The organism is Streptomyces sp. NBC_01426 (assembly GCF_036231985.1).
GTDB lineage: Bacteria > Actinomycetota > Actinomycetes > Streptomycetales > Streptomycetaceae > Streptomyces.
In genome coordinates, this window is sequence record NZ_CP109502.1 from 211,702 (window position 1) to 224,498 (window position 12,797).

Genomic DNA, 12,797 nt, shown 5'->3' on the forward strand with positions numbered 1-12,797 from the left:
ACTGGCCGTGGTCGAAGACCTTGCCGGGATTCGTGGTGTCGGAGAGGACCTGGACGCCGGCGGACTCCAGGTGGCCGGCGCGCGCGACCTGCGTGTACCGGATGCCCTTCTCCCGCAGCAGCGGCAGGACGTGGTTCTCGACGTCGGAGATCGTGTCGGGAAACTCCTACGTTCTCTAGCGAGATCTGTGTTGTTGCAGATCTGTGTTGCTGGATCCGGGTACAGGAAGTGTCACCCGTTCGGGTGGACGATGGTTGTTGCGGTCCCGGCATGACGTGCGGCTATGCAGGATCCGTGACGTGAGATGGAAGGTCTACTTTCATGGGGAGCAGGTGGATCTTTCCCGCGCGTACGACGATCCGGTCGTGTTGCAACATCGGGATGTCCTGTTGCGGGCCGCGGCAGCGCCGCGGAGGGCGGGACAGCCCTTCCTGCTCGATCCCCTGGGGGCGTCAGATCTTCGGGTGGACAGATGGTTCGACAGCGATGAGGTCCGCGACCTGGGCCGGCTGACCTGGCGGAAGTACGCGTACAGCCTCGTGGTGTGGCTGAGCTTCTTGTGGGCGTACGGGCGGCCGTGGGATGACGTCGAGCCGACCGCGGTGGAGGCCTTCAAGACCTGGCGGATGCTGGACGGGCGTAACACGCGCCTGGTGGAGTCGGGTACCTACAGCGACAACATCATCAACATCCGGCTGTTCTACGTGTGGGCGGCGAAGGAGTTCCAGATCCCCAATCCGATCCGGACTCGCCCGGGTCGGGGCAAGCGCCGGGATGGCACGCAGTCGGAGAAGGTTGTGACCGACCCGAAGGCGACGCGGGACCGGGATGTGAAGTGGTTCGACCCGGCGGGCTACGAGCGCTATCGGGACTGCGGGCTGCTCGGGCTGACGCTGGAGGGCGACGAGGATCCGGGCTGGCGGGGCCGCAACGGACAGCGCAACGCCGCCTTCGCGGACTGCCTCTACAACTCGGGGCTGCGGCTGGAGGAGGGCGGTTCGCTACTGCTGGTCGAACTCCCGCCGGACGACCCCAGCCGCGGCTTCTACACCTGCCACCTGGCCGAGAAGGTCGCGAAGGGCAACGTCGCGCGCAAGTACTGGATGTCGCGCAAGGGCCTGGTGCCGGTGCTGAACTACTGCGAGGGCGAGCGGGCGACCGCGGTGCGACGGGCCCGGGCCGCTGGACGGTATGAGCGCATGGCCGGCACCCGGGTGCTGACGCGGATGCTGCCCGGGCGGCGGGCGAGGCTGGTCGGGCAGGACGCGCTGGTGGAGGAGGTGCCGCTCGACTCGCTGACGCCGGAGGCTCGTCGGCTGTTGCTGCGTGAGACGCCGCAGGGGCTGGAACCGGTGGCGCTGTGGCTGAACGAGGACGGGATGCCGCGGGACCCTCACGGATGGCAGCACGTCTTCACCCAGGCCAACAAGCGGTTGAAGGACGACCTGGGGGTGGAGGGTTTCGCCGGGGCCGCCCACATGCTCCGCCACAGCTTCGCGCTGCGCTGGTTCTCGGTGGGCCGGCTGCTGTTCGACAAGAAGTTTGCGCACCTGGACGGGGAGGAACTGCGCGACCTGCGCTACGAGTTCGGCAGCACCTGGGACCTGGTGCGGCTGCTGCTCGGGCACGCGGATCAGCGCACGACCAAGGAGACGTACTTGGAGCCCTTCGAGGCTCTGGAGCTTGAGTTGCTGCTGATGCATGCCGACAACAGCGGCATCTCGGACCTGATGGCGGCAGTCTATGGTGCCGACCGGCGGGTGCTGGGCGATCCGCTGGCGGGATGGTGAGTCCGGGGCGTCCGGCGGAGATGCCGGAGGCGGGCTACACCCCGCCGCAGCGCCTGTTCCTGGAGGACGGCCAGTGCCGGGTGCGGTTCTTCTCCGAGCAGGACCCCGATGAAGTGGTCGACTACGACTTCGCGACGCTCCTGGTGGCCCGTCCGCTGCAGGAGGCGTTTGCCCGTGCCTTCGACGCCCATGTGGGGGCGGCGGGGACGGTGAAGACGTCCGGCGCTGCGGGCAACGCTTTCAGGCAGCTGAGCTATTTCATCGACGTCCTGCTCCTCGACGAGGAACGGCCGCAGGTCCCGCAGGATCTGGCGCCGCGGCACCTGAAAGCGTTCTTGCTGAGCAAGGGGGATGCGCCCACCGCCGCGATGGCGGTGGGGCTGCTGCGGTCGCTGCTGGCGAACATGGACGGGCTGACGCCGCAGTTCGCCGCCCAGTGCGCGCAGTGGGTGCCGGACCGCCGGGAGAAGATCACCTCGCGGGGCAGCTACAGCCAGGCCGAGGAGAAGGTGATCCTGGACGCCGCGCGGAACGTAGTGCGGGCGGCCGCGAAGCGCATCAGGGAGTCCCGTGAGTTGCTGGAGCGGTGGCGCGAGGGCGGCATCTCCGCGGAGAAGGAGCCGGTGCTCTACGAGTACGGCTCGATCCTCGACATGGTCGAGACGACCGGGGAGCTGCCGCGCAACAAGTGGGGCACCAGTCTGGCGCCGTGGATCGTCCCGCACGGCACCGTGACCGACCTGACCACCCGGCTGCACCTGAGCCTGGCCGAGACCTGCGCGCTGGTGATTCTGCTGGTGAGGCTGACCGGGGAGAACGGCTCGACGATCATCAAGGCGCCGGCGGCCTTCCACCGCCCTGACGGTGGGGCCGGCCCACTGGCCACGGTCCAGGTCGACCTGAGCAAACCGCGGCGGGGTCCGCGGCGCTACATGACGGCCACGCTGAGCGACCTGCCGCCGTGGGCCGCGGCACCGGAGGAGGAGGGCGAGCTGTCGGCCCGCGACGAGCTGCACACGCCATTCGGCCTCTACATGCTCGCGCTGGAACTGACCGCGTCGTCGCGGCGGATCAAGGGCAGCGACCGGCTGCTGGTCTACTGGGTCCCCAAGGCCGGGAAGGGCCCACAGGCCAAGCGGGCCGAGGTCGTCAAACGCCGCAATGAGTGCGGGCGGGGTTTCCGCGACCAGCTGTCGGACTCGGCGGTCGGATTCTGGGGCACCGGTTTGAACCTGGTCGCCGACGAGCCGGACGAGGACGGCAATCCGCAGCGGCTGATCGTGGGTGTCGGACGGATGCGGGTCACCCACGCGGCACGGGAACAGAAACCGGTGGCCCAGACCCGGGAGACGCTGGCGAACATCTACCTGCGGCGGGACAAGTCGAGCCTGCGTGAGTACCAGAAACTGGTCGCCGACGTGCTGGAGAAGGAAGTCACCAAGGCCCGCACCGCGGGCCGCATCACGCGGCTGAGCAAGGCCGATGTCGCCGAGGCCATACGCGACCCGGAGACGGTCGCCAAACGGTTCGGAGTGAGCACGGAGATGATGCGGCTGCTGGTCGCGCGAGATGCCGACACGGTGCTCGCAGCCTGCGCGGACAACGAGAACAGCCCGCACAGCCCGCCCGGCGAACCTTGCCGGGCCTCGTTCCTGAAGTGTCTGGAATGCCCGTGCGCCCGCGCGATGCCCCATCATCTGCCGCTTCAGGTGGCGGCCCGGGACATGATCGACGAACGGCGCACGCACATGACAGCCCTGCGCTGGGCCGAGCGGTTCGTATTGCCCTTCGAGGAGCTGGAAGACCTGATCCGGCTGGCGGGCAAACCCGCCGAGGACCGGGCCCGCAGGGCGGTCGGCGAGGAAGAGCGAGAACTGGTGCGGCGGCTGCTGGATGGGGAGCTGGACGAACGATGAGTACCGTTGACGCTGCCCCAGAGCCGAAAGAGATCTTCGTGCCCGGCCCCGGCACGGTGGTGCTGCAGAACCGACAGTTGAGGGAGGGCACGGACCTCTCGAAGTTGTCCGTGGTGGGCGACATGCGCTGGAACCTGCGGCCGGCGATCCTTGAGGATCACATGGCCTCGGTCAGCATCAACTTCGCCCTGGTGCCCGAGCAGTTCCGCGACATCGCCAAGATCTACATCTGGATGGAGCTGAACTGCGACGAGGGCCTGACGATCCTTCGCCGGGCGAACATCAACGGCAAGCTCGCCGTTTACACGATGGTCTCCCAGCTCCTCAACCTGCGCGGCCTGTTGGACTGGATGGACCTCTATGGGTTCACCTCGATCGCGGAGGTGACACCGGAGGACCTGGAGGACTACCTCGATGCGGTGCGGGACGCGGAGCTCACCCACGGCAACCGCTCGGATCTGTTGCAGGCCGTTCGCCGGTTGTGGGCCTTCCGCGAGCTGCTGCCGTCCGAGGGGCGGTTGCCCGAGATGCCGCCCTGGGGCGGGAAGGAGTCCAGGATTCTGCTGGGCAAGTCCCAGCGTGACCGGGAGAACGCCACCGCCCGCATCCAGGAGACGACGATGGCGATGGCGGTGTTGTGGGCGGCGCGGTTCGTCGAGGACTTCGCCGACGACATCATCGCGGCCATGGAGGAGTTCCGGCCGCTGTTCGGTCTGAAGCCGGGCCGCTACAGTCCAGGTCCCCACCGCCGGGTCCGCGTCCCGGGCAAGGCAGGGGCGACGCCGGAGGTCGCTCGCTTGATCAGGTCGTTCCGCGCGAGTGGCCGTGACCTGCCCGGCAGGCAGTGCGAGGACGGCACCTGGGAGCCGGACTGGCCCTTCCTCGCCAAGCTCCTGGACCTCTCGCCTACCGCGATGCAGAAGAACCGGTCATACAGGAACATGTTCCTTACCTCCGGCCTCCCCATCGCCCACGGCACCTTCCTGACGGCCCGCCCGAAGGGCCTGCTGGACGGCGAACCCTGGATGCAGAACATCGCCTACGACGACGTCAAGCAGCTGGTGCGGACGCTGTCGACCGCGTGCTTCCTGCTGGTGGCCTATCTGACCGGCTGCCGCCCCGGGGAGGCGGTCAGCCTGCGCCGCGGCTGCCTGCGCCGGGACAAGGTGACGAAGCTGTGGGAGGTCCACGGCCGGAAGTGGAAGAACGCCCGCGACGAAAACGGCGCCAAGATCCCCGAGGGGCAGTTCCGCGACGAGCCATGGATCGCCCCGGATCTCGTCGCCACGGCGATCGGCGTCCAAGAACGCCTCCACGACGCAGAGGTTCTGTTTCCCGTCTGGCTGGTGGCGGACGAGCGCGACCAGCACGAGGGCGGAGGGGCCCGCACCCTCTCCTCGATCAACAACGACCTGAACCGCTTCATCGCCTGGGTGAACGCCTTCTGCGGCCGGCACGGCCGCAGCGACGTGATCCCCGTCGATCCGAAGAGCCTGACGAGCTCACGCCTGCGGCGCACGCTGGCCTGGTTCATCTGCCGCCGCCCACGCGGCATGGTCGCTGCGGCGATCCAGTACGGGCACCTGCGAGTCCAGATCACCCAGGGCTATGCCGGCACCTACGCCTCGGGCTTCCCCGACGACCTCGCGTTCGAGCGGTGGCTGACCCGCCTGGAGGACCTGCAGGACGCCGACCGGCGGCTGAAGGCCGGCGAACACGTCAGCGGTCCGGCCGCGGGCGCTTACCGGTCGCGGGTCAGCGGAGGGGCGAGGAAGTTCGCTGGACGGGTCCTGCGGACCGGGGCGGAGGCGAGACATGTGATGGCGAACGCATCGCTGCAGATCTACCCCGGCAAGGGAATGACCTGCGTCTTCGCTGCCCCGACGGCACGCTGCGAGCTGGAGCCGTCCCTTGACGACGCACGGGTCACCCCGGACACCGAGGGCTGTCACCCAGCCTGCGGCAACATCTGCCGCACCGAGGAGAACATCGACGAACTGCGGGCCGAGGCCGCCGTCCTGCGGACGAAGGTCGCGGATGAGGTGAGCCCGCCGATCCGGTGGGAACGCGAACGCCGCCGCCTGGCCCACCTGGACCGGCTCATCAACGAGCACGAGCGCGGACGCCCGGGAGCGGATACGTGGTGAAGGCCGAGCACGATCCGCCGCAGGAGTTGTGCCTCAAGCTGCGGGCGGCCGCCGACCGGCTGCTGGCCGGCACCCCGCTGCACTCCTCGGGCAAGCTCACCATCCTCGACCTCGCCGAGGAAGCCCAGGTCAAGCGATGGCTGCTGACGCACAAGTATCCGACCACGCTCATGGCCAAGTACCAGGCGGAGTTCAAGGCCGCCCGGCACAAGAGCGAGCCGGTCAAGAAGGTCGAGGCCGAGATCGACAAGCTCCGCGAGGACTTGACCAGGGTCCGCAAGGAGAAGCGGCAGCTAGCGGACCTGCTGGCCACCTACGCGGTCATGATCGAGCAGTTGGCCCGGGAACGGGCCGAGGCGATCACCGAGCGCGATCAAGCCCTGGCCGCCCGGGACGCCGCGCTGGGCGTCACCGCCCTGAACCCGCCACCACAGCGGACGGCCTCGGCCGGACGGGTTCACCGCCCGCTCCCGCGGGGGCGACGATGACCGCAGCCGTCGGCGGATGACGCTGACCGCGCGAAAATACGCTATTCGCCCGTGAGGGGGTGGCTTACCCTCGCGGGCATGAGCATGAGCAGCGGCCAGCTGGAGCCCCGACCGGCCAGTGGCGAGATCACCCCGAACCAGCACGAGACGGCACTGGTGGGGTTGCAGTCCTTCGAGACCCTGATCCTGGACATCCTCGCAAAGTCCGGACTGCCGACATCAGGCATCCTGGTCGGCGTCGAGCAGCGGCACGTATTGATGGAGAGCACGAGTTTCGCCCTCATGCGCTTGCCCGTCGACCAGCGGGGGCAGGCCAGCTACATCTCGAAGATGATCATCGCAGGGTCCGTCGGCCTCTTCGACGCAGCTCTGAACTATCTCTGGGACGAGACCGTCCTTGAGCTCCGTAAGCGCGTCGTCAACTTCGACCTGCAGTACTTCTACGAGGTCGCCGAGAAGAGCGACAACAAGCGCAAGGACCTCAAGGACGAGGACGACCTCCCCAAGCTCGACGATCAGAAGCTCCTCGGAGGCTGCCGCGAGATCGGCCTCATCAGCGACATCGGATTCCAGGAGCTCGACCTCATCCGCTACATGCGGAACTGGGCGAGCGCAGCACACCCCAACCAGGTCGAGCTGGACGGCCTCCAACTGGCCAACTGGCTGTCGACCTGCATCAGGCACGTCATCACCCTGCCTTACGACCACATCACCGCCCAGGTCCAAAAGCTCTTGGTGAAGGTCAAGGAGAAGCGCCTGGACGACCAGGCGATCAGGGAGATCACCGCGTTCTTCGTGAATCTGCCGCCTGTCCAGGCCGACCCGCTCGCCTCCGGGCTCTTCGGCCGCTACACCGACCTGACGACCGGTCCGGAGACCCTGGACAACATCCGCCGCCTCTGGCCGGAGCTCTGGCAAAAGGTCTCCGACGAGACGCGCTACAACTTCGGATTCCGCCTGGGACGCTTCCGTGCCAATGGCGACCAGGACCAGGCAGTCCTCGCCCGCCAACTCATCGACCTTGTCGCGGGCGCGACCTACCTGCCGTCTGAGGAACGGGCCTGGGAACTCGACGGGGCCCTGAACGACCTGATCGACGCCCACAACGGTTGGAGCAACTTCTACACCGAGCCGCCGATCGCACGTCGTCTGCAGGAACTCGTCGGGCAGCACGGCGACATCCCGGAGGGCCTCACTCGAAAATATGTTCTAGGGCTTGTTGAGGTGTTCCTTACCAACGGCAACGGCATCGCCCACAACGCTGACTCGATCTACCGCGACTTGATCACGCGATTCAATCCGCAGCAGGCGTCAGTCGCACTGCGGTCGTTCACGGACAGTGCGATCGCCAGCAAACTGCAGCAGAAGCGTCCCCAGGAGCAGTGGACCGAGCTTCTCGGGCTGATCGAAAGCAAGCTGACCGCTCGCAATGATCGGGAGCTTCTGGAGGCCATCCGTGCCTTTCCGTCGAAGCCCAATCTGCTGGCGAGGGACCCTGGGATCAAGGTCCAGCTGAAGCACTTCAGCGGCTGACGGACCCAAAATCACAACACGCGCAGACCGGCTAGAGAACGTCGCCCGTGACCGCGTGCACGATCACGAGGTCCGACAGGTCCGGCTCCAGGCCGTGGGCCGCCGGGTTGTTGAGGAACATCAGGATCTCGGCCGTCGAATCCGCTCCCAGGCCCCACGTGAGGACCGTCTTGCGCTTGCGGGCAGAGAGGGCGGGCGGGAGGGTGCCGGATGCGCGTGGCGGGGCGGGTGTTCCCGCCCGGTGTGCGGAAGGAAGCAACGCGGTCTCCTTGGAATGGTGTTGTGCGGTGGAGCGGCCGCCACGGGCGCGGGAGCCCGGGGCGCCCGGCCCGGTACGCCTCATCAGCCTAGCGGGGCGCGTGGATGCTCGTCGGCGGGCGGCCGCGCTCCAGGCAGATGCGGCGCCGGCTCGGATGACCCGGGCACGCAGGGCGTTGCTCCCGGGCGGTGACAGAGCAGGGGTACTGCGGCGGGCGGGGTGTCCCGCGCCGCTCGCGCGCGGGCGCGGGACAGCCGTGGTTGCGAAGGCGCCGTGCGGGGCCGGCGTGCGCCTGCCCCGCATGGCATCCGATCAGCCCTTGAGCCATCCCATGCTGTGCGGGATGTGCCGCTCGACAGGCCGGGTGGCGCTCATTCGATCCAGGGCGTAAGTGGTGCCGCCGACGAAGCAGGGTTCGTCGTCCCACATCACGGCGGCGCTGTCTCGGTTGCGGATCACGATCGTGCCGCGTTGGCCGGAGCGGGACCCTGATGTGGCCCAGAATTCGGTACCGCCGTCGAAGGCCTCGTACGGCGCCCGGCCCATGTCTCGGACTTCAGCCCACAGGTCGTCGAACGCGGAGTGCTGGTGTTCGCCGGCCTGGATGTGGTCGCGAATCTGCTCGGCGACGGAACGCTCGGCGATGCCGTCGACGGCGAGGCGCATGTTGCGACTGGCGCACCAGCCACCGAACTCGACCGAGTAGCGGGGAAACTTCACCTCCCACGCGTCCGCAACCGGCTCTGCGCAGGTGAAACGTACGTATCCGAGATTGGCGGCCGGATCCAGGGGGTTCTCCCACCAGAACTCGTTGGGCTTCATGCGGAACACGCGGGACATGGGACTCCCTTTGGGTGTGGTTTCGGTGTGCGGCTGCCACTGCCGCGCCGGGGCTCAACCCGCCCTCACGAGACAACTATACTCGTCATTCATCACTTTGTAAATGATCGCGCTTCTGATGCACCGTCAGGTCTGTCGGTTTGGGCGGCGCCCACCCGACGCCGGAAACCCCACCGGCCCACGCTCCTCGACGGCGCCCGGGGCAGAGCAGGAGAACCCGGACGCTGCGTTCGAGCCGGCCTCCAGCACCGGCCGCCAGTCCCAGCGGTGGCAGGGCGGGCCACCAGCGAACGATCGGCGTACGACGCGCGACGCGGGCCCGGGCCCACCGACCCGTAAGGGCGCATCGCGCCGGCTCTGCCCTAGGCGAGCGCGCCTCCGTCCACCCGTCGCCCCATCGGGTCCGGGCGCGGCCGGGGTGATGCGGTGAACCCGACTCCCGGGCGGTCGGGCTCACCGAGCGTCGCCCGGTAGGCCGATACCAGGCGACGCCTTGAGGGCGGTTCGACTAGATGAGCGCCAGTTGCTCGGCCGCTTCGAAGGTCGCGTAGTGGTCGGGCTCGATCTCCACGAGGGAGTCCGGGATCTCGCCCGTGAAGCGGAACTTGGGTGTCGGGCGGAGGTCCGCCGCCCATGCGGATGTGTGCGACACGAATGTTCCACGCTCGGCTCGCCGAACGATGGCGCGCGCACGAACCGCTGCCTGCTCCTCAATCCACCGCTTGCCGATTCTCTTTGAGGCCGCCTCAGCATCGACCGCCGCAGCCCGGTAGACGGCGAGGTTCGCCGTACGCAACTCCGCGATCTTCGCCTTGACGGCCTTCGCGTGAGCGGATTCGAGCTGCGTCACAGTACGAACGCGGCCCGCCACATCCGTACGCACCACGTGGTCAACGCCGGCGACGCGAACCGTCGTCTCACGGAATTGATGTGCCATGGCTTCTCCCTGGAAAGTGCTGATCAGTTCGAGTGCCCGGCGGGTTCGGTCCCGCGCGGTCGCGGATCGGTCCCCCGGACAGAGGACTCGGCGGCGCCGGGCCCGCCCCCTGAGGGCGGGCCCGGCCACCTAAGCGGCGAGCTTCAGCTTGGGCGCCGAGTAGTAGTCGCGCTCCAGTTCCAGGTCGATCAGCCGGTCAGCGCTGGAGACGAAGTGCGCGACGAGGGAACGCCTCCCCCACTTTCTCCTCCGGGACGGCGAGCACGAAGCGGATGCGGTGAACGGTGTACGCCTTGATCTGCTCCAGGGTGAAGGTGCGCATCTCGCCCCGGGTGCGGCACATCGCGCGGACGATGATGCCGCCCTTACTGGTGGTGAGGATGTTGTGGATCTCGATGGTGCGCACCGACTCGTCACCCTTGCTGTCGACGTAGGTAATGGTCGTGGCGCGCTGGCTGTCCATGGCACGGATCAGGTCGGTCAGGGTGCGGGTGGAGGTCTGACCGGCGGTGATCTTCATGGAGTTCGACACGGGTTTCTCCCTGGAGCGTGTGTGTTCGGTGGGGTGCGGGCCGGGTGCCACTCCCGACCAACAAGACAACTATACCTCGCACTCATCACTTCGCGGAAGTCGGAACGGCCTTTTTCTCGCCTCGATTTCACATTCACCCGTCCGGCCGTCCGCGCCGCGACATGCGGCGGCGACGCACCACTCCCGCTTGACTGAGTGATTAGTGATGGGTATAGTTGTTTCAGTTGGTCGGCGGTGGCAGCCGGTCAGCGACCGCGAACGCACGCACCACGACAAATCCACAGCGAGGAGCCCCCGAGATGGCCCGTACCTACCACGACCGCCCCGCGCACGTCGTAGCAGTCGGGGCAGGAGAGTCCGAGCGAGGCGATCATTCAGCCTCGGATCGCGATGGTCGTCCCGCAGTTCCCGCAGTGGTCGACGTCGGGGGTGGGACAGGTTGCCGGGAGCTGCGCGGAGGTCCTGACGCTGAGCAAGGCGGGGAGGTCCGTAGTCCAGCTGTGTCGCTGGAGCTCGGCGCGGGCGTCCTTCAGGAGGTAGAACCGGCCGGGGGCGTCCTCGTATTCGCCGGCCTAGCCCGTTGCTGAGGGGCAGCGCCCGTCCCACAATGGCATACGGGTCGCCGCCGGCCCGGAGCCGCGCACGCCTTTGTCGTACGGGGTCTGCACGTCCACGGCCGAGACGATGCCGAACTCTTCGACCACCCGCGCGCGGTCGCGCTGGCGGCCACCTTTGCCGCGGCTGCTGCCATCGCGGCCTTCCGTTCGTCGGCCTGGGCCTTCCGCTGCGCTGCTGGAGCCTTGCACTTGGCCTCGGCCTACCGCTCCCCCGGGTGCTGGCGGCGCGTTCTGCCGACTGCGGCCAGGACGGCCCTCGCAGCCATGGGCAAGCCTCCTGAGCTGGTGCTTTACAGCCTGGGCAAGCCTCTCCACCTCCTGGGCAAGCCTTGGGCGCCCGGCCTGGGCAAGCCTCTCCACCTCTTGGGCAAGCCGGTCAGTTCCAGGCGTCGTCGATAACACGGTCCCGGCGCCCGGCCAGAAGCTCCGGGGCAGGGGTCTGCTGTGACCGTGCACTGCAGATGGCCCGGGTGGACAACTTCGATGCTCAACCGCAGGGGGAGCGTCATGGGTGCAGGGTGCGGTGGCGGGCAAGGTCACAGCAACGCAGCGACGCCCTCCCGGTTCGCGGGCAGCCCGGCCGCGCGGAACCACAACGCGCTCCCGGCGAGGCAGCCCGCCGCCTCGTCGATGTCCACGAAGGCCCGCAACAGGCTGCGTTGGGCGGGGGTGAGCGGGTGGGTCGGGTCGTATCCACCCGCAAAGGCTCTGAGCAGGATCGGTCCGCGTTCGTGGTCGGTGACCGACGTGCCACCGGCGGTCACCATGGCGATCGCCACTGGCGCCACCTCCTCGAAGCTTTCGGCCAAGGTCAGCGCGGCGCGCAGCACGGTGAACCGGAACCACCCGTCCAGCCCGGGCAGTGGCTCGGGGAACCAGCCGTCCGTCGTTCGAGGGTCCCTCAGGGCGTCGAGGAGGGCGGCGAGGGCGCGTGGCCGATCGGTATGGGTGGGTCCGAGCGCGGCGCAGACCCGCACAGCTGGGTCGGAGTCGGCGAGCAGGTCGGAGGTGTCCATCCCCCACACGCTGAGCGCTCGCGCCACACTCGCTCGCTCCCGTCTCCCCTCCGTTAGGCCCAGCCGTGTCCGCAGCAGCGCGGCGGCCTGCGGCACCCGGTCTGTGAGTTCTGGTGCGAAGAGGAGTGGCGTTGCGGCGCCGAGCGCGGCCTCACGGACATGGGGATCGGGAGAGGAGAGGAACGGCTCGACGGCGTCATACAGGGTGGGGCGTATGGCCCGGCACGCGTGCAGTGCGGCGCGCTCGTCCGGGTCGTGCTCGCGTCGGGTCTCGTCGTGCCAGGGCTCCCATTGCCAGTCGGTTCGGTCGCGCACCGGATCCTCCCCATAGGCAGCAGATTCGGCAACCTGCCCCAGCCAGACGAGCAGGGCGGCCCGCAAGCTGCGTGGCGGTCCGTCGTCCCACGGGAAGTGCCCCTCGTGCTCGGCGAGACCCATGGGGTGGTCGAGGATCGCGGCGACGAACAGCGCCGCGGGCGCGGTGACGGTGTACAGCGAGCCTTGGTGCAGCACGCCCATGTCCAACGCGGCCAACGCCTCGGACCGAATCTCGGGATCTTCATCGACGAGGGAGCACAGAGAGACTGGTATGTCCTCGCCGGAGCCGTAGGCGTGCTGGAGAGACTCCCAGTCCGTTCTCAACAGCAGTTCTCGGGCTGCTGCCGGCAACCCGCTCAGGATCCGCGTCATGCGGGCACTCTCGCTATCCGTCATGCACGCAC

The 12,797-nt window shown here is 68.2% G+C and carries 11 protein-coding genes; 6 read left to right on the top strand and 5 right to left on the bottom strand.

Features of this window, described 5'->3' with window-relative positions; all coding sequences use genetic code 11:
* The first annotated feature begins 7 nt into the window (after nt 1-7).
* From OG906_RS39440 to OG906_RS39465, 6 genes are all read left to right on the top strand, one after another.
* A complete protein-coding gene (locus tag OG906_RS39440) occupies nt 8-274 on the top strand; it encodes a hypothetical protein (RefSeq protein WP_329449065.1) in 267 nt (88 codons plus the stop codon).
* Between the two features lie 190 nt (nt 275-464).
* On the top strand, nt 465-1,790 hold the full coding sequence (locus tag OG906_RS39445; RefSeq protein ID WP_329449066.1) for a hypothetical protein: 1,326 nt from the start codon (nt 465-467) through the stop codon (nt 1,788-1,790).
* Between the two features lie 20 nt (nt 1,791-1,810).
* Nucleotides 1,811-3,706: a hypothetical protein gene (locus tag OG906_RS39450; RefSeq protein ID WP_329449067.1), complete on the top strand. Its 1,896-nt coding sequence runs from the start codon at nt 1,811-1,813 to the stop codon at nt 3,704-3,706.
* Nucleotides 3,703-5,853, top strand: coding sequence for a hypothetical protein (locus OG906_RS39455; protein ID WP_329449068.1), 2,151 nt, complete (start codon nt 3,703-3,705; stop codon nt 5,851-5,853). Before OG906_RS39450 ends, OG906_RS39455 begins: the two co-directional genes overlap by 4 nt.
* A complete protein-coding gene (locus tag OG906_RS39460) occupies nt 5,847-6,341 on the top strand; it encodes a hypothetical protein (RefSeq protein WP_329449069.1) in 495 nt (164 codons plus the stop codon). Before OG906_RS39455 ends, OG906_RS39460 begins: the two co-directional genes overlap by 7 nt.
* Before the next feature lie 78 nt (nt 6,342-6,419).
* Entirely contained in the window at nt 6,420-7,874 is a 1,455-nt protein-coding gene (locus OG906_RS39465; RefSeq protein WP_329449070.1) for a hypothetical protein, read from the top strand.
* A gap of 31 nt (nt 7,875-7,905) precedes the next feature.
* Here OG906_RS39465 and OG906_RS39470 read toward each other — a convergent pair whose 3' ends face one another.
* From OG906_RS39470 to OG906_RS39490, 5 genes are all read right to left on the bottom strand, one after another.
* Complete coding sequence (locus OG906_RS39470) at nt 7,906-8,133, bottom strand: hypothetical protein (RefSeq protein WP_329449071.1); 228 nt, start codon at nt 8,131-8,133, stop codon at nt 7,906-7,908.
* A 312-nt stretch (nt 8,134-8,445) separates the two neighbouring features.
* Nucleotides 8,446-8,973 carry a hypothetical protein gene (locus OG906_RS39475; protein ID WP_329449072.1) on the bottom strand — a complete coding sequence of 176 codons (528 nt, stop codon included), beginning with the start codon at nt 8,971-8,973 and terminating at the stop codon, nt 8,446-8,448.
* Nucleotides 8,974-9,481: 508 nt separating this feature from the next.
* Nucleotides 9,482-9,910, bottom strand: a complete 429-nt coding sequence (locus tag OG906_RS39480) for a hypothetical protein (RefSeq protein ID WP_329449073.1) — start codon at nt 9,908-9,910, stop codon at nt 9,482-9,484.
* A 196-nt stretch (nt 9,911-10,106) separates the two neighbouring features.
* Nucleotides 10,107-10,442, bottom strand: coding sequence for a WYL domain-containing protein (locus OG906_RS39485; protein WP_329449074.1), 336 nt, complete (start codon nt 10,440-10,442; stop codon nt 10,107-10,109).
* Between the two features lie 1,153 nt (nt 10,443-11,595).
* Nucleotides 11,596-12,765, bottom strand: a complete 1,170-nt coding sequence (locus OG906_RS39490; RefSeq protein ID WP_329449075.1) for a hypothetical protein — start codon at nt 12,763-12,765, stop codon at nt 11,596-11,598.
* Nucleotides 12,766-12,797: the final 32 nt, after the last annotated feature.

What these genes read in the sequence shown, in the direction of transcription:
- OG906_RS39450 (WP_329449067.1), top strand. Translation starts at nt 1,811, where the DNA reads ATGCCGGAGGCGGGCTACACCCCGCCGCAGCGCCTGTTCCTGGAGGAC.
- OG906_RS39455 (WP_329449068.1), top strand. Translation starts at nt 3,703, where the DNA reads ATGAGTACCGTTGACGCTGCCCCAGAGCCGAAAGAGATCTTCGTGCCC.
- OG906_RS39465 (WP_329449070.1), top strand. Translation starts at nt 6,420, where the DNA reads ATGAGCATGAGCAGCGGCCAGCTGGAGCCCCGACCGGCCAGTGGCGAG.
- OG906_RS39475 (WP_329449072.1), bottom strand. Translation starts at nt 8,973, where the DNA reads ATGTCCCGCGTGTTCCGCATGAAGCCCAACGAGTTCTGGTGGGAGAAC.
- OG906_RS39480 (WP_329449073.1), bottom strand. Translation starts at nt 9,910, where the DNA reads ATGGCACATCAATTCCGTGAGACGACGGTTCGCGTCGCCGGCGTTGAC.
- OG906_RS39490 (WP_329449075.1), bottom strand. Translation starts at nt 12,765, where the DNA reads ATGACGCGGATCCTGAGCGGGTTGCCGGCAGCAGCCCGAGAACTGCTG.